At 73.1% G+C, this 17492-nt stretch carries 12 protein-coding genes; 6 read left to right on the top strand and 6 right to left on the bottom strand.

The annotated features are described in order from the left end of the window. Nucleotides 1-31: 31 nt before the first annotated feature. Both AB0G01_RS12980 and AB0G01_RS12975 read right to left on the bottom strand, forming a co-directional pair. Nucleotides 32-1240 carry a glycosyltransferase 87 family protein gene (locus AB0G01_RS12980; RefSeq protein WP_360945211.1) on the bottom strand — a complete coding sequence of 403 codons (1209 nt, stop codon included), beginning with the start codon at nucleotides 1238-1240 and terminating at the stop codon, nucleotides 32-34. A gap of 386 nt (nucleotides 1241-1626) precedes the next feature. Beyond that, complete coding sequence (locus AB0G01_RS12975) at nucleotides 1627-1938, bottom strand: DUF6355 family natural product biosynthesis protein (protein ID WP_360943733.1); 312 nt, start codon at nucleotides 1936-1938, stop codon at nucleotides 1627-1629. A gap of 871 nt (nucleotides 1939-2809) precedes the next feature. Between AB0G01_RS12975 and AB0G01_RS12970 the strand changes: the two genes are divergently transcribed. The 6 genes from AB0G01_RS12970 to AB0G01_RS12945 all read left to right on the top strand — a co-directional run bounded on the left by AB0G01_RS12970 (nucleotide 2810) and on the right by AB0G01_RS12945 (nucleotide 13712). Next, nucleotides 2810-5119, top strand: a complete 2310-nt coding sequence (locus AB0G01_RS12970) for a glycosyl hydrolase family 18 protein (protein ID WP_360945208.1) — start codon at nucleotides 2810-2812, stop codon at nucleotides 5117-5119. A 162-nt stretch (nucleotides 5120-5281) separates the two neighbouring features. After that, entirely contained in the window at nucleotides 5282-5470 is a 189-nt protein-coding gene (locus tag AB0G01_RS12965; RefSeq protein ID WP_360943730.1) for a hypothetical protein, read from the top strand. 11 nt (nucleotides 5471-5481) lie between these two features. Next, nucleotides 5482-8448, top strand: coding sequence for an AAA family ATPase (locus AB0G01_RS12960; protein ID WP_360943727.1), 2967 nt, complete (start codon nucleotides 5482-5484; stop codon nucleotides 8446-8448). Between the two features lie 195 nt (nucleotides 8449-8643). Further along, nucleotides 8644-9396, top strand: coding sequence for an ABC transporter ATP-binding protein (locus tag AB0G01_RS12955; RefSeq protein ID WP_360943724.1), 753 nt, complete (start codon nucleotides 8644-8646; stop codon nucleotides 9394-9396). Nucleotides 9397-9401: 5 nt separating this feature from the next. Next, entirely contained in the window at nucleotides 9402-11906 is a 2505-nt protein-coding gene (locus AB0G01_RS12950; RefSeq protein ID WP_360943721.1) for an FtsX-like permease family protein, read from the top strand. 387 nt (nucleotides 11907-12293) lie between these two features. Next, on the top strand, nucleotides 12294-13712 hold the full coding sequence (locus AB0G01_RS12945; RefSeq protein WP_360943718.1) for a GH1 family beta-glucosidase: 1419 nt from the start codon (nucleotides 12294-12296) through the stop codon (nucleotides 13710-13712). Nucleotides 13713-13761: 49 nt separating this feature from the next. Here the strand turns inward: AB0G01_RS12945 and AB0G01_RS12940 are convergent, their stop codons facing one another. The 4 genes from AB0G01_RS12940 to AB0G01_RS12925 all read right to left on the bottom strand — a co-directional run bounded on the left by AB0G01_RS12940 (nucleotide 13762) and on the right by AB0G01_RS12925 (nucleotide 16922). Beyond that, complete coding sequence (locus tag AB0G01_RS12940; RefSeq protein ID WP_360943715.1) at nucleotides 13762-14793, bottom strand: LacI family DNA-binding transcriptional regulator; 1032 nt, start codon at nucleotides 14791-14793, stop codon at nucleotides 13762-13764. A gap of 181 nt (nucleotides 14794-14974) precedes the next feature. Further along, nucleotides 14975-15358, bottom strand: a complete 384-nt coding sequence (locus AB0G01_RS12935; protein WP_360943712.1) for a hypothetical protein — start codon at nucleotides 15356-15358, stop codon at nucleotides 14975-14977. 65 nt (nucleotides 15359-15423) lie between these two features. Then, nucleotides 15424-16515, bottom strand: coding sequence for a winged helix DNA-binding domain-containing protein (locus AB0G01_RS12930; protein WP_360943709.1), 1092 nt, complete (start codon nucleotides 16513-16515; stop codon nucleotides 15424-15426). 2 nt (nucleotides 16516-16517) lie between these two features. Then, entirely contained in the window at nucleotides 16518-16922 is a 405-nt protein-coding gene (locus AB0G01_RS12925) for a hypothetical protein (protein ID WP_360943706.1), read from the bottom strand. Nucleotides 16923-17492 lie beyond the last annotated feature (570 nt).

Genomic DNA, 17492 nt, shown 5'->3' with positions numbered 1-17492 from the left:
GGCCGGCCGGCCCCGGGGCGGGGGACCGCCGCTAGGAAGCCAGGCGCTCGCTGCCGACGGCGGCCTCGACCCCGGGTTCGTCCAGGGGCGCGGGCCGCGCACCGCTCCGACGCCGGGCCAACACCACCAACGCGGCCAGACCGGCCCACACGTAGGCGTTGCCGATCACGTGCTGCCACCAGGACCAGGGGTGCGCGGGGTCGGGTTCGCTCGGCAGGAACCACATCGGGGCCACCAGGAACAGCGCGACCACCAGCCCGGCCCACACCCGCTGCCGGCCGAGCAGCAGCAGGCCGGGCACGACCCACACCCAGTGGTGCGACCAGGTCACCGGCGAGATCAGCAGGCCGCCGACCGCGACCGCGATCAGCGCGGCCAGCCGGTCGTCCTGCGCCCGCCGCACGGCGACCCACACCAGCACGACGGTCGCGAGGCCGAGCACCGCCCAGATGGCGGTCTCGACCGCCCCGGGGAACCACAACCGGTGCACCAGACCGCGCAGCGACTGGTTGCCGACGAAGGCGAGCCCGCCGACGCGGCCGGGATCCAGCAACGACTCGAACCAGTACTGCTTGCTGTCCGTGGGCGCGGCGGCGAAGCCGATCAGCCCGAAGCCGAGGAAGGCGACGATTGCCGTGACGACCGGTTTGACCTGCTTGCGGGGCAGGAAGAAGAGCACGAACACCAAAGGCGTCAACTTGATCGCGGCGGCGAAACCGATGAGCAGGCCACGCGGCCACCGCGTCTTCGGCAGCAGGCAGTCGAGGGCGACCAAACCCATCAGCAGCAGGTTGATCTGGCCGAGGTCCAGCGAGTTGCGGACCGGTTCCAGGAGCAGTCCGCCGGCGGCCAGCGCCAGGCCGATCACCACCGCCCGCTGCCCGTTCCCGTAAACGTGCCGCGCGCCGACGACGCACACCGCCGTGAGCAGCAACAGCCCCGGGATCGTCCACACCAGCACCGCGGCGGGCCACGGGACCACCGCCAGGACGCTGAACAGCACGGCGGCCAGGGGCGGGTAGGTGAAGGGCAGTTCCGGACCGTTCAGGGGTTTGGCGAAACTGTCCACGTAGAGGCGGTAATCGCCCAACCAGGCTTGACCTCCCACCCGGTAGACCTGCAAATCCAACAGGCCGCCGGAAGCGGACCGGATCAGCAGGATGACCGTGGCCGCCGCCATCAGCGACAGCCACGACAAAAGCACGCCAAGCCACCAGCGCCTGCTCTTGAGCACGGACACCGCAATCAACTCCCCATGGTTGTCACCGCGTCCATTCTAGTAGCCGCCCGAACGGCCGCCGTCCCCTCCCCGGCGACGTCCACCGGAAATCGGGTGGTAAGGAATGCGACCGGCGGTCGCCGGATATGCACCGGACCGCCCGGGGACGCGGGGTCGCAATGTTCCCGCCGGTGCCCGTGGGCAGTGGTGGCCGAACCTCCCGCCCGACCTGCGTCGACCTGTGCCGGGCGCGGCACGAGCCGGCGGCGCGGACTCGGGGAAGTCCGCACCGCCGACCCTGTGCGTCACCGTCGCCACCGCTCGCGCTACCGGGGTTCCCCGAGGTCCGGGTAGGTGCGGGCGGTGGGCTCACTCAAGGCGGGGGCCGCTTCGCCCCTCGCCCGCGCTCAGCAGACGTGGGAGTACCAGGCGTTGTCGACCGCGCCCGCGCCGCCGATGTCGTGGTCGCCGTAGCCGGGGATCTGCTTGTACTGGTTGGGGCCCGACGAGTAGTCGACGACGATCCAGATGCAGTTCGTCGAGCAGTGGGTGTAGTACGCGGTGGAGTGGTTCTCCCAGAAGCCGCAGGCGTCGACGCCCTTGACCTCGGACGTCACCGCCCCGGTCTCGGTGACCGGGGTGGCGATGGCCGGCACGGCCGTGAAGACCAGGCCGAGCGCGGCAAAGCCCACTGCCGCCGCCGCACGTAGTGCACGCATGCGTTTTCTCCTTCAGGTTGGGCGTGTTCTCGACAAGAGGAAAAGAGCACACACCGGTGGTGGGGTGGATTTGTCGTGGTGTGCCCAGGGGCGTGATCCGTACTCCTTCGCCAGTGAGCACGGCAGAATCCGCACCGGTCCGCGAACGTGGACCGGTGAGTTCCTGGAGTAATGCCCCCAGCGTCCCCTGACTCAACCGGTTATCCGCACCCCTGCACCGGCATATCCGAGTAAAACGACTTCCGCGGGTCCGGTCAAGCGCTTTGATCGACGTACCCCTATTTGCCTAGCGCCCTCGGTTCGGCGGGGGCCATGGTCGCGCTTGGTGAGATCGGAACCGGGGTGTGCGGAGGACATTCACTCAACCGGTGCAGCAACACTTCGATTGGCACCGGCGGGCCGGTGTTCCGAGCTGATGCGGGTAAATCGGCGGCCCCGGGACAACGCCGGGAAGTTTCGTCCGAAATAGGCCGTACGCCGGTACCGGAGCACGTCGGACCACGTTCGCGGAGGTCACGCGCCCGTGCGACGTTCGGGGCGCTCAGGACCGGTGTCGACCGGCCCGCGCCGGCTCCCGCCGGCTCCCGCACGCGACCGGTGCCGACCGGGCGGGTCCAGCTCCTCCACTGGTTCGTCGGACGGTGTGGGCCGTTGGGGTCGCGTTGCGCCGTTCAGGTGCGGGCGATTCGTGTGGTGGGTGGGGGATTCGGGGTCGGAGAGCGCTCTCGGCCGACCGATGTCGGGCGGCCTGATCGGTTGAGTGGTCTGGACCTATTGACAGAAAGGTCTGGACCTATTTACGTTTCGTTCGCTCCACTCTGCGTCGAGGCCGCCGCCTGGTGCAGGAGGTCGGCTAGTGTCCAGAAGATTGATGCCGCTGATGGCGTTGTTCGCCACGGTGGCAGGACTCGTCATCGCTGTCGTGTCCCCGTCCACGTCGAACGCCGCGGGTGGTGAGGAGTGCCGCCCTGACGGCCTCTACCAGACCCCCGGCGTCTCCGTCCCCTACTGCTCGGTCTACGACACCAACGGCCGCGAGACGTTGGGTGCCGACCACTCCCGCCGTGTGATCGGCTACTTCACGAGCTGGCGCACCGGCAAGAACGGCGCGCCCGCGTACCTGGCCTCGGACATCCCCTGGACCAAGGTCACGCACCTCAACTACGCGTTCGCCCACATCGACGCCGCCAACAAGGTCTCGGTCGGCCCGGACGGCCCCGACAACGCCTCCACCGGCATGACCTGGCCGGGCGTCGACCTCGACCCGAGCCTGCCCTACAAGGGCCACTTCAACCTGCTCAACAAGTACAAGAAGCAGTACCCGAACGTGAAGACGCTCATCTCGGTGGGCGGCTGGGCGGAGACCGGCGGGTTCCTGAACCCCGACGGCACCCGCAACGCGTCCGGCGGCTTCTACAAGATGGCCGCGTCCCAGGCGGCGATCGACACGTTCTCCGACTCCGCCGTCGAGTTCATCCGCAAGTACGGCTTCAACGGCGTCGACGTCGACTACGAGTACGCCACCTCCAACAAGTACGCGGGCAACCCGGACGACTACTGGATCTCCGACGCCAACCGCGGCACGTTGTGGAAGGGCTACGAGGCCCTGATGAAGACGCTGCGGGAGAAGCTCGACCGGGCTTCCGCCGCCGACGGCAAGCACTACCTGCTGACCGCCGCCGTCCCCGCGTCGGGCTGGCTGCTGCGCGGCCAGGAGGCTTACCAGGTCACCCGTTACCTGGACTACCTCAACATGATGACCTACGACCTGCACGGCGCGTGGAACCACTTCGTGGGCCCGAACGCCGCGCTCTACGACGACGGCAAGGACGGCGAGCTCGCGGCGGGCGGTGTCTACGGCGCTTACGACGGCACCGGCTACCTCAACGCGGACTGGGCGTACCACTACTTCCGAGGCGCGATGCAGGCCGGCCGGATCAACGTCGGCGTGCCGTTCTACACACGCGGGTGGAACAACGTCACCGGCGGCACGAACGGCTTGTGGGGCAAGGCACCGCTCGCGGACCAGCGGAACTGCCCGCCGGGAACGGGCGGCAACGTCGGGTCGACCACGCCGTGCGGTTCGGGTGCGGTCGGCATCGACAACCTGTGGCACGACCTGGACAAGACGGGTGGCGAGGTCCCGGCGGGCGCGAACCCCATGTGGCACGCCAAGAACCTTGAGAACGAGATCACGCCGGACTACCTGGAGCAGTACGGCCTGGACCCGAAGAACGACCCGGCCGACCGGGTCTCGGGCACCTACGTGCGCTACTACGACAACACCATGGCCGCGCCGTGGCTGTGGAACGCCGAGAAGAAGGTGTTCCTGTCCACCGAGGACGAGCAGTCCCTGGCGGCCAAGGCGAAGTGGGTCGCGGACAAGGGCCTCGGCGGCGTGATGATCTGGGAGCTGGCGGGTGACTACAAGTACGACACCACCAAGAACCAGTACACCGTCGGCGACACCCTGATCACCAAGATCAACGAAGGACTGCGCGGCGCGGCCCCCTACGGCAGCCAGAAGGCCAACGGGACGCCCCCCACGCAGGTGATCGACGTGTCCGCGACGGTGTCCGGGTTCGCGCTGGGCGACAACAACTACCCGATCAACCCGAAGTTGAAGATCACCAACAACTCGACGGCCACCATCCCCGGTGGCACCAAGATCGAGTTCGACTACGGGACCAGCGCGCCGGGCAGCATGTCCGACCAGTCCGGGTTCGGCCTGCGGGTGACCCAGAAGGGCCACACCGGACCGAACGTCGGCGGCCTCAAGGGCGACTTCCACCACGTGGAGCTGAGCCTGCCCGCCTGGCAGACGCTGGCTCCGGGTGCGTCGGTGGACGTCGCGCTGAGCTACCAGCTGCCGATCGCGTCGCCGTCGAACTTCAAGATCACCTTCGGTGGGAAGACCTACGCGATCGCGTCGGACCACCCTCGGATCGACGGGACCGTCCCGACCACGACCACCGTCCCGACGTCGGACACCACGACGACCACCACGACGACCAACCCCGACACCTGCGCCATCGCCGCCTGGGACCGCGCCAAGGTCTACAACGGCGGCAACCAGGTCTCCCACAAGGGCAAGAAGTGGCAGTCCAAGTGGTGGACCCAGGGCGAAGAGCCCGGGAGCACCGGCCAGTGGGGCGTCTGGAGCGACCTGGGCGCTTGCTAGCGCCCGCCTGAGGCACCCCTTACCCGCCGTCTGCCACCCCTTACGGCGGCGGGTAAGGGCACCAGGCCCGGAACCCACGTGAACACCCGATGCCCGGCCCGGTGCCTCAGCACGACTCTTCTCCTCGTCAGCGAGAACACGGCTCACGAGGAGACGGTCATCATGGAGTGGACGCCCGAGGCCATCAAGGCGGAGGTCGACTACCGGCAGGCGGCGATGCGCGCCGACGCGGCGCACGACCGCGTCGCCCGGCGGTCGTCCGCACCGAAGCGCTCGTGGTGGCGGCGGCTCACCCACCGGGCGGACCCGGCGGCACCGGTTCCCCGGAAAGGCCACCGCGACGCCACCTGAGGTGTGCGAACATGCCACCCGTGGCACGCCTTGGTACCGGAATCCCCTTGGTGGCGCGTAGCCGGGAGATGGCCGGGCTGCGCGCCGCCCTCGACGAAGCCGCTCGCGGCGAGGCGGGCGCGGTGCTGCTCGCCGGTGACGCGGGCGTGGGCAAGACGCGGTTGGTCGAGGAACTCGCCGCCGCCGCGGACGCCCTGGTGCTGACCGGCCGATGCCTGGACGTCGGCGAGACCGGCCTTCCCTACCTGCCCTTCACCGAAGCGCTCGGGCAGGTGCGGGAGGCCGGTCTGCTGGACCTCGAAGCCCGGCCCGCGCTCGGCCGGCTGCTGCCCGAACTCGCCCTGCCCGTCTCGCCGGACAGCGGGCTCTCCGGCCTCCCCTCGCACCTGGTCGGCCGCCGCCCCGAGCAGGACGTGGGCCAGTTGCAGCTCTTCGACGCGGTGCACGGCATCCTCGGCGAGCTGGCCGAGTCCCGGCCGGTGCTGCTGGTCCTGGAAGACCTGCACTGGTCCGACGCGTCGACCCGGTACCTGCTGTCGTTCCTGCTGTCCCGGCTGCGCTCGCAGCGGTTGCTGATCGTGGGCACCTACCGCTCCGACGACCTGCACCGCAGCCACCCGCTGCGCCCCCTGCTCACCGAGCTGGTGCGGCTGCCCGCCGTGCGCCGCCTGGACCTGACGCCGTTCAGCGCGATCGACGCGCGGTCGTTCGTGGCGGCGCTGTCCGACGACCTGCCCGACGACCTCGTGCTGGAGGTCGCCGAGCGGTCGGACGGCAACCCGTTCTTCGCCGAGGAGCTGATCGCGGTCGCGACCTGCGGCTCCGGCATCCCGTGGACGCTGGCCGAGGTGCTGCTGGCGCGGATCGAGCGGCTCTCGCCGACCGCGCAGCACGTGGTGCGGGTCGCGTCGGTCGCCGGGCGCTCGGTGCGCCACGACCTGGTGCGGCACGTCGCCGGGATGGACGACACCGCGCTGGACGGCGCGCTGCGCGAGGCCGTGCAGCACCACGTCCTGGTGGTGGCCCGGGACGAGGTCTTCACCTTCCGGCACGCGCTGCTGCGCGAGGCCGTCTACGGCGACCTGCTGCCGGGCGAGCGGGTGCGGCTGCACTCCGCCTACGCCGCGCGGACCGCCGAGCTGTCCGGTCGCGGTTCGGCCGCGGCGCTCGCGCACCACTCGCTGGAGAGCCACGACCTGGCCCGCGCGCTGCGCGCGTCGGTGGACGCCGCGCAGGAGGCCCAGGCCGCCGGCGCGCCCGCCGAAGCGCTGCGGTACCTGGAGCAGGCGCTCAAGCTGTGGCAGGCGGTGCCGGCGGCGGACCGCCCGGCCGGGGTGACCGAACTGCTGCTGCTGCGCCGCGCGTCGTGGGTGGCGGGGACCGCCGGGCAGCCCGAGCGGGCCATCGCGTTCGCGCGCAGCGGGACGAAGCTGGTCGACGCGGAGACCCCGGAGGAGGCCGCCGAGATGTGGCGGCGGTTCGCGCAGGCGCTCCAGGTGATCGACGGCAACGAGCCGGAGAAGGCCGCCGCGATCGAGGAGGCGTGGCAACCGGTCCGGGACCGCCCCGCGAGCCCCTCGCGGGCGTGGGTGCTGGCGGTGTGGGCGGCGCAGCTCCGGCAGGACCGGAAGTACGCCGAGGCGCGGGAACGGGCCGAGGACGCCGTGCGCGACGGGCGCGCGGCCGGCGCGGACGCGGCGGTGGCGGACGCGCTGGCCACGCTGGGCCTGCTGGACGAGGCCGCGGCGGACGTGCCGTCGGCCCGGTCGCACCTGGCGGAGGCCGTGGCGCACGCGGTGGAGGTCGGCGCGGTCGACACCGAGCTGCGCGCCCGGTACTTCCTCGGTCTGCACCACTACGACCTGGGCGAGCTGACCGACGCGGCCCGGGTGTTCGACGAGGGCATGGCGCGGGCCAAGGAGACCGGGCTGTCGTGGAGCTCCTACGGCCTGGAGCTGCGCATCCTCCAGGTGCTGACGAGGTACTACGTCGGCGAGTGGGAGGGCGCGGCGGTGGCCGCCGAACCGCCCGGCCTGCGGGTGTCCAGCACGGTGTCCGCCCGGCTCGCCGCGTCGGGCACCCACGTGCTGGTCAGCCGGGGCGAGTTCGAGCAGGCCGAGCGGCTGATCGGCGAGCTGCGGGCGGACTGGCACCGCGACCTCCAGATCGCGATCATCACCGGCGGCACCGGCGCGGAGCTCGCGCTCTGGCGCGGGCAGCCGGAACTGGCCGTGGACCGGGTCGCGGACGCCATCGCGTGGTCGCGCCGGGAGGGCGGCGACTGGGCGCTGTCGGGCATCCGGCTCTCCGCGCTCGGCGTCGCGGGGTACGCCGAGCTCGCGGCCCGCGCCCGGCGGCGGCGGGACCGGACGGCCGAGGAGGCGGCGGTGGCGGCCGGGCGGGACCTGGCCGACTACGCGCGCACCACGGCCGAGATGGGCTCGCCGCGCACCGGGTCGCTGGGTCCGGAGGGCCGGGCGTGGCTGGCCAGGGTGGCGGCCGAGGAGAGCCGGCTGGGCGGGACGTCCGACGCCGCCCGGTGGCGCGCGGCGACCGACGAGTTCGGGTTCGGCTCGGTCTTCGAGCAGGCGGTGTGCCGGTGGCGGCTGGCCGAGGCGCTGCTGGCGGCCGACCGGCGGGACGACGCGGTGGCCGAGCTGAGGCTGGCCGACGAGGTGGCCGACCGGCTGGACGCCGCACCGCTGCACGACGCGGTGCACCTGGTGGCGCGGCGGGCGCGGGTGGCGCTGCACGCCGAGACGACGCGGACCCGGGTGGACCCGTTCACGCCGCGCGAGCGCTCGGTGCTGAGCCTGGTCGCGCTGGGGCGCACCAACCGCGAGGTCGGCGAGGAGCTGTTCATCTCGGAGAAGACGGTCAGCGTGCACCTGACCCGGATCATGGCGAAGCTCGGCGCGAGCCGGCGGGCGGAAGCCGTGGCCATCGCCTTCGACCGGGGGTTGCTGGACCCGGCGTGACCCGCGCGGCCGGGCGGTGCGAGGTCCGCTCGGTTCAGCGCCGGGACCGCCCGGTCGGGCGGGGGTCGGTAGCCCCGGGGACTAGGCCGGGTCATCCCGCAGGCGGACGGGCGCTTCCGCCGCCGAGGTGACGACCGCGCACGCGGGCCGCCCCTACGTTTCCCCTGTCCGCTTGAGCAGAGGGAATGAGGGAGCATGTCCGCACTGGTGTCCGACGTCGGAACGCGTACCGCCGTGGCGGCGGCGAACCTGGTGAAGGTCTACGGCAGGGGCGACACCGCCGTCCGGGCGCTGGACGGGGTCAGCGTCGAGTTCGAGGCCGGCAAGTTCACCGCGATCATGGGCCCGTCCGGGTCGGGCAAGTCGACGATGATGCACTGCCTGGCCGGCCTCGACAACGTCGACGGCGGCGCGGTGCGGCTCGGCGGCACCGAGATCACCTCGCTGGGCGACAAGGAACTCACCAAGCTGCGCCGGGACCGGATCGGGTTCGTGTTCCAGGCGTTCAACCTGCTGCCCACGCTGAGCGCCGAGGCCAACGTCCTGCTCGGGCTGGAGCTCGCGGGCCGCAAACCCGACCGGGCGTGGTTCGACACCATCGTCGACGTGCTGGGCCTGCGCGACCGGTTGCGGCACAAGCCGACCGAGCTGTCCGGCGGGCAGCAGCAGCGGGTGGCCTGCGCGCGGGCGCTGGTGGCCAAGCCGGACGTGGTCTTCGCCGACGAGCCGACCGGCAACCTGGACTCGCGCTCCGGCGCGGAGGTGCTGGACTTCCTGCGGATGTCGGTGCGCAAGCTCGGCCAGACCGTGATCATGGTGACCCACGACCCGGTGGCCGCCTCCTACGCCGACCGCGTCGTGCTGATGGCCGACGGCCGGCTGGCCGGCGAGATCGACAACCCGACCGCCGACTCCGTGCTCTCCGCGCTCAAGCACCTGGGTGCGTGACCTGAATGTTGCGCACCATCATCGCGGGTCTCCGGGCCCGCACCGCCCGCCTCGTGCTGTCCTCGGTGGCGATCGCGCTGGGCGTCGCGTTCGTGACCGGCACGCTGGTGCTCAGCGACGCCATGAGCGAGGGGATGCGGGACGAGTTCGCCAAGAGCGCCCGCAACGTCGACGTCTCGGTCACGACCACCGGCAGCGGCAAGGGCATCGCGCCGGAGACCCTGGAGAAGATCCGCCGGACGCCCGGTGTCGCCGGCGCGGACCCCCGCGAGCTGGCCTCCGTGCCGCTCATCGCCGCCAACGGCAAGGCGAAGACCGCGTTCGCGGTGTCGCTGGGCACGGTCGAGGAGCTGCGCGAGTTCGACCTCGCGGACGGCCGCTACCCGTCCACCGCGAGCGAGGTGGCGGTGGACGTGCGGACCGCCTCCACCGCGAAGCTGACCGTCGGGCAACCGGTGGTGCTGCTGGGCGAGGACGGGCAGGAGCGGCGGCTGACCCTGGTCGGGACCTACGAGCAGGGCGTCGGCGAGGTCTCCGTGGCCGGCGCGGACCACCTGGTGCTGACCTCGGCCGGGTTCCGGGGCCTCGTCTCGGACCAGCTCCCCTACCAGGTGGTCGCCGTCGCGGCGGACGGGTTCACCCAGCAGCAGGTCGCCGACAACGTCCGCGCGGCGATCGGCGAGGACGGGTTCACGACGTGGACCGGCGAGCAGCTCACCGAGCGGACGTTGCAGCAGATCAGCTCGCAGGCCGCCGAGTTCACCACCTTCCTGATGGCCTTCGCGGTGATCGCGCTCGTGGTCGCCTCCATGGTCATCTACAACACGTTCACCATCCTGGTCGCGCAGCGGACCCGTGAGCTGGCCCTGATGCGCTGCGTCGGTGCGAGCCGCAAGCAGGTGTTCCGGGGCGTGCTGGCCGAGGCGTTCGCCATGGGCCTGATCGCGTCCGTGATCGGCCTGTTCGGCGGGCTCGGCATGTCCGCCCTGATGCAGAAGGTGATCAGCGGGTTCGGCGGCGGCGGCGGTGCCGCCGCCGAGATCCGGTTGCCGATGACCGCCACGACGGTGGTCGCGGCGTTCGGCGTCGGCGTGCTGATCACCGTGCTGGCGGCGGTGCTGCCCGCGCGCAAGGCGACCCGGGTGCCCCCGATCGCGGCGCTGCGCAGCCAGTCGGACAGCCACGAGGAGGTCGCGCGCACCGGCCGGGTGCGGGTGCTGTTCGCGGTCCTGCTCGGTGTCGGCGGTGCGGTCGCGGTCGCGCTCGGGATGCGGATCGACGAGGAGACGGCCGCGATGATCACCAGCGGCGCGGGCACGATGCTGCTGCTGGCCGCCGTGCTGGTGCTCGGGCCGCTGCTGGTCGGGCCGGTCAACCGGGTGCTCGGCGCGGTGCCCCGGATGCTGTTCGGGGTGCCCGCGAAGCTGGCGTCCGCCAACGCCGGCCGCAACCCCCGGCGCACCGCCGCGACGACCGCCGCGCTGATGATCGGCGTGACCGTGGTGGCGCTGGTGACGGTGGTCGCCAACAGCGCCAAGGAGACCGCCAACGCGCAGGTCGACGAGCGGATGCCCGCCGACTACACGGTGACGTCGTCGGTACCCGGCCGCCTGCTGCCCCGGGACCTGGCCACCCGCCTGGCCGCCGTGCCCGAGGTGGAGGAGGTCGCGCCCACCACCCAGGTCTCCGCCGGGGACGCGTACGTCACCGGCGTCGCGAAGAACTCGATCGACGACCTCTTCCGGCCGAAGGTGGAGAGCGGTTCGCTGGCCGACCTCGGCGAGGGCACGATCGCGCTCAAGTCCGACTACGCCGCGCAGCGGAACCTGTCGGTCGGCTCGACCACGACGCTCAAGACCGACGACGGCGAGCACGTGCTCAAGGTCGTGGCGCTGGTGTCCGGGCAGCGGTTGGCCGACGGCGTGGTGACGCTGGAGACCTCGGCGGTGCTCGCGCCGGGGGACGACGGCTACCAGAGCATCCTGGTCAAGCTCAAGCCGGACGTGACCGGCGGCCGGGCCGCGGTCGAGGAGGTCACCGACACCTCGCCGCTGGCCGCGATCGACTCGGCCGCGGAAACGAAGGCGCAGCTCAACCAGCAGCTCGACCAGGTGCTGGCGTTCGTCTGGGCGCTGATCGGCCTGGCCGTGGTGATCGCGCTGTTCGGCATCGCGAACACGCTGACGCTGTCGGTGCTGGAGCGGACCCGCGAATCGGCGCTGCTGCGCGCGCTCGGGCTGACCAGGGGCCAGTTGCGGCTGATGCTGGTGGTCGAGTCGGTCCTGATGGCCGTGATGGGCGCGGTGGTCGGCTTGGTGCTGGGGGTGGGGTTCGGCTGGGTGATCACCACGGCGGTGTCCACCGAGGCCGTCGCGCTGTCCTTCACCGTGCCGTTCGGGCAGATCGGCGCGATGCTCGCCGCCGCCGTGATCGCCGCCGTGCTGGCCGCCGCCCTGCCCGCCCGCCGGGCGGCGCGCACCTCGGTCGTCGCGGGGATGGCCGACGCATGACCTGGGGGTCGGAAGGCCCGTGTCGCGGTGTGCGCCGCGACACGGGCCTTCCGTGTGTCGTGGGTCACAAGATTCTTTCGGCCGGCGCGTCACAGCGGCGGGGTTGGGCCCTCTAACTCACTGCGGGGTGGCTCGGGCGAGGGCCGAGCCACCCCCGCTCTGTTCTCGTCCGGGAATTGCCCACTTCCTCCTCTTGACAGTGACGTCGCTCACTCGGCACGGTGAGAGCGCTCTCATTGTGCGCCGAGGAGGACGGATGAGGACAGCGGACGGCCGTGCGGCGACCATCGGGACCGCCACGGCGGAGTGCGGGCGTGGCGGCTCGTCCCCGCCCGAGCGGCCGGATCGGCGGCAGGGTCGCGCGGGGTGCCGTGCGGGGGTGCGCACGTGACCGCGACCGGCCCGGACACCGAGGTCGGACAGGGGCTGCTGAGCTTCCCGCCGGACTTCACGTGGGGAGCCGCGACCGCGTCCTTCCAGATCGAGGGGTCCACCACGGCCGACGGCCGGGGTCCGTCCATCTGGGACACCTTCGCCGCGACGCCCGGCCGGGTGCGCGGCGGCGACACCGGGGAACCCGCCTGCGACCACTACCGCCGCTACGCCGACGACGTGGCCCTGATGTCCCGCCTGGGGCTGGGCGCGTACCGGTTCTCCGTGGCGTGGCCCCGGGTCCAGCCCACCGGGGCGGGCCGCGTGGAGCCCCGGGGCCTGGCCTTCTACGACCGCCTGGTGGACGAACTGCTGGCGCACGGCATCGAGCCGGTGGCCACGCTCTACCACTGGGACCTCCCGCAGGCGATGGAGGACTCCGGCGGCTGGCGCGCCCGGGACACCGCCCACCGGTTCGCCGACTACGCCGCCCTGGTGCACGAGCGGCTCGCCGACCGCGTGCGGCAGTGGACCACCCTGAACGAGCCGTGGTGCTCGGCGTTCCTGGGCTACGGCAACGGAATCCACGCGCCGGGCGTGGTGGACCCCAGGGGCGCGCTGGAGGCCGCGCACCACCTCCTGCTGGGGCACGGCCTGGCGTTGCGGGCGATGCGCGGCGCGGCACCGGCCGACCACCGGTTCTCCGTCGTGCCGAACTTCAGCGCGGTGCGGGTCGACGTCGACGACGACCGGCACCGGCTCGCCGCCCGCAAGGTCGACGGGCTGCAACACCGGATCTTCCTGGACCCGTTGGCGGGCCGGGGGTACCCGGCGGACGTGGTGGCGGACACGGCCTGGCTGGGCGACTGGCCGGGGGTCGTGCGGGACGGGGACCTGGCCGTCGTCGCCACGCCGGTCGACTGGCTGGGCGTCAACTACTACAGCCCCACCAGGGTCGCGCCCGCGTCCGCCGAACACGTCACCGCCGGCCCGTTCGCCGGGCTGCGCGGCGTCGCGCTCCTGCCGCCGCGCGGGCGGCTGACCGGGTTCGGCTGGGAGGCGGACGCGCGGGCGTTCACCGAGTTGCTGGAACGGCTCGGGCGCGAGGTGGCGGTGCCGCTGGTGATCACCGAGAACGGCTCGGCGTTCCCGGACGTGGTGGCCGGCGGGCGGGTCGAGGACGTGGAGCGGACCCGGTACCTGGTCGACCACCTGCGGGCGGTGCACACCGCGATCGGGCGCGGGGTGGACGTGCGCGGGTACTTCGCGTGGTCGCTGCTGGACAACTTCGAGTGGGCGGCGGGGTACGGGCAGCGGTTCGGCGTCGTGCACGTCGACTTCGGGACGCAGGAGCGGACCGTGAAGCGCAGCGGCCACGCGCTGGCCGAGGTGATCCGCCACAACGCCGTGCCCGCCGACGACCGGCTCGGCTGAGCCCGGAGGTCCGTGCCGGCCCGCGTCGGCGCGGACCCGGCCGCGCCCCCTACGCCGAGTCGCGGCGGACCAGGACCGTCGGGAGGACTTCGCGGCGGGCGCGGATCGGTTCGCCGCGCAGCAGGCGCAGCAACTGGGTCACCATGTGCTTGACCTGGTTGCCGGTGTCCTGCCGGACGCTGGTCAGCGGCGGCGCGGTGTGCGGGGCGATCATCGGGTGGTCGTCGAAGCCCACCACCGCCACGTCCTGCGGCACCCGCCGCCCGGCGTCGCGCAGCGCGTCCAGCGCCCCCGCCGCCATCAGGTCGCTGGCCACGAACACCGCGTCGAGGTCCGGCACCCGCTCCAGCAGCGCGGCCATCGCGCGCCGACCGCCGTCCCGGGTGAAACCGCCGTCCTCGGTGAGCAGGGCGGCGTCGTCGTCCGACGCACCGGTCGCGGCCCGCCAGCCCGCCAGCCGGTCCACCGCCGAGTGCTCGTCCAGCGGGCCGGTCACCGTCCCGATCCGCCTGCGCCCCGACGAGATCAGGTGCTCGGTGGCGAGCACGCCGCCGCCCTCGTTGTCGTGGTCGACCAGGTGCAGCCCGCGCAGCGCACCCCACGGCCGCCCGGCGTACACGACCGGCAGCGACAGCCCGCGCGCCACGGCGGGCAGCCGGTCGCCCTTGTGCGGCGCGAACACCAGCGCGCCGTCGACGTGCCCGCCCGCCAGGAACCGCTCGGCCCGCGCCAAGTCCTCGGGCGAGTGCACGAGCAGCAGCACCATCTGCGCGTCGGCGTCGGCCAGCGACCGGGCCGCCGACCGGATCAGCCAGGCGAAGTGCGGGTCGTCGAAGATCTTCGGCTCGGGCTCGGAGAACACCACCGCGACCGCGCCGGTCCGCCGGGTCACCAGCGCCCGCGCGGCCTGGTTCGGCTGGTACCCCAGCGCCCGCACCGCCGCCGTCACGGCCGCGTGCGCCTCGGGGCTGACCCGCGGCGACGCGTTGAGCACGCGGGACGCCGTCGCGCGCGAGACGCCGGCCTTGGCCGCCACGTCCTCCAGCGTGGGGCGGGAGCCGGAGTGCGATGGGACGGACACGGGAACCAACTCCTCGCCACACCGAGCCTGACCGGAGCAGCTTAGCCGGAGCCCCCCTGGTTGGGAGCGCTCTCACGAGGCATCCGGCGACCCGTGGCGTCGACGGAACGGGGGCGCTCCGGCCCCGCGCCACCGGGCGCGGCACGTCGGTCGGGACGCGGTGCGCGGCCCGCCGGGGCGCTCAGTCGTCGCACTGCGGGGGAGGGAAGGGGTTGAGCGGTCCGCACGGCCAGTCGGTCCGCTTCGACGTCGGCGTGGTCGGCAGCGGTGCCGGCGCTTCGGTGGTCGGGTCCGTCGTGGGCACCGGCGGCGGGGTCGTGGTGGTCGGGTCCGGCGGGGCGGACGTCGTCGACCGGGGCACCGCCACCACCGGGTCCGTCGTCGCCGTGGACGAGGTGGGCGTGGACGAACCGGACGACGGGAACGGCCGGGTGGTGATCCAGGTGGACGAGGGCGGTTCGGCCTTCTGCGGGTCGTCCACGCCGTCGAGGTAGACGCCGACGAGCACCCCGGTCAGCGCCGACGCCGCCACGGCCAGGCCGCTGGCAGCCCACAGCACCCGCACGGCCGACCTCCGAGTCTCTCCCAGCTCGCGCAAACGGCAGAACAGTACCGCTTGATCGACAGGTCTCAGCCGACCCAGGTCACCTGGGCCGATCCGACCGACCGGTCGACCTCGGCGAGCACCGCCTCCCGCTCCTGCGGGGTCAACGAGCGGAAGGGCTCGACGGTCACGGCCGTGCGCGAACCCCTTTGCTCCCGCGCCCACACGCCCGCCATCCGGCCGTTCACCAGCAGCACCGGGGTGAGCCACCCCTGGGGCCGGTAGACGCGGTCCGGCGCGCCGCCGTCCAGCAGGTGCGCGGCGTGCCGGGTCGCGGCGACGACGTACTGGTCGAACGCGGGCAGCAGCCGCACGCCGACGACCGGTTCGGCCTCCCGCAGCGCCGGGAGCAGGTCGGTGCGCGCCCAGTACGGCTCGCCCCCGACGTCGACGAGGGTGAGCCGGTCGCCCAGCGCCGTGAACACCCGCCCGCCCTCGGCCGGTCGCACGCCCCACCACCGGGCGAACTCCTCGCGGGTCGCCACGCCCTGCTGCCCGAAGAACCGCAGCGCGATCCGGGCCACGGGGTCGTCCGGCGCGTCGCCGACCTCGATCCAGGTGTCCGGCCGGGTGAACGCGACCAGTCGGCCGTCGCCGGGGCCGAACACCAGCCGGCCCTGGAACGACGCGGGCTTGAGGTACGCGCCCCAGCTCTCCCGCAGCTTCTCGCCGAGGTGCGGCGACGTCCGCCGGGCCACCTCGTCCGCGAGCTCGGCGCGGGTCAGCACCCGGTCCGCCAGCGCCTCGGCGACGCCGTCGAGCAGGGCGTGCAGCTCCTCGGCGGTGAGGCCGAAGTTCCGCAGCCACACCGGCTTGAGGTAGTGCCGGTAGGTGGCGAACCCGCCCTGCCACAGCGCGTACTCGTGCGCCGGCAGCAGGTGCAGCGCGCCGCGCGCGGACCACGTCTTGACCAGCGTCCGGTCGGTCCAGAGCGCCCGCTCCAGGAAGTCCGGCGGCAGGCCGTCGACCCGCGCGCGCAGCGCGGCCCCGGCCGACGACATGAGCTGCGCGTGCAGGCCGCACAGCTCGCCCACCACGGCCAGGGCGTCCTCGGCGGGCCGCCGCACGTCCAGGCTGTGCGCGCGGGTCCGCCACGCCGCGACCCGCTCCCAGGTCACGCTCATTCCGCCGGCCGCCCGGTCACCGCCCGCTCGATCGCGGCGAGGCGGCGCTCCAGACCCGCCGTGCCCAGCACCCGGGCCAGCACCAGCCCCGCCCCGGCCAGCGCCGAGACCAGCACCGCACCGGTCAGGTGCCACGTCGGCGCGTCACCCGTGCAGGTGAAGACCTCGGTGAACCGCTCGGTCGAGCAGGTCACGAACGGCACCGCCGCCAGCCCGACGCCCGCCACGGCGACACCGCCCAGCAAAGCCGACCCGAACGTGCGCATGAGCGGGAACGCGGCGTTGACCGCGCCGGCGGCGGCGATCACGAAGAGCAGCGGCACCGGGTGCGGGAACGGGCCGAACACCGTGCAGCCGAGCATCAGCGCGGCCACGACCGCGAGACCTGTCCGTTCACCCACTTGCCGACCCTAACCCGCGACGCCGGCGGGACGTCAGAAGTCCGTCAGGCGTTTCCGGGACTCTGGCGTGGTCCACGTCGCCGGTTTCGAGGGGTGCCGGCGAAGTGGTGGACGGGCGGACGCCCGAGCGGGTCGGGTGGCGGCGTCCCCGGCGCGGAGCACGGGCCGGGGCACGACCGCGCGTGAGCGGAGCACCCGGCTCCGGCGTCCGGCACGTCCCGGCTCGCCCGCGGCGCGCCACGACCGGCACCGCCGCGCCGGTCCGGCGGGCCCGCGCGGGGAGCCGGAGAGGGCCCCGACCTGGCCCGGTGCCGGTCCGGCGGGTCGTCGCGCCGGCGGCCGGGGCCGGGTCCGCCGCCCCCGCGCCGGCCGGCCCGGAGGGCGCGACCGGCACCCGACAGGCGTGGCCCCGTAAGGGGGCGCGGCCCGGCGGCCTGGTGGTGGAGCCTCACCACGGCACCGCCGGCACCGGTCCGGACCACCCCGAGCGCACCCGCATTGGTCTGGGCCAGGTATGGCCTCTTCGCGGTATTGACGTATCTGGTCTAGACCACCTAAAGTGGTAAGCGC

The sequence above is a fragment of the Actinosynnema sp. NPDC023587 genome (assembly GCF_040640215.1).
Lineage (GTDB): Bacteria > Actinomycetota > Actinomycetes > Mycobacteriales > Pseudonocardiaceae > Actinosynnema.
This window is presented reverse-complemented; position numbering and strand designations above follow the sequence as displayed.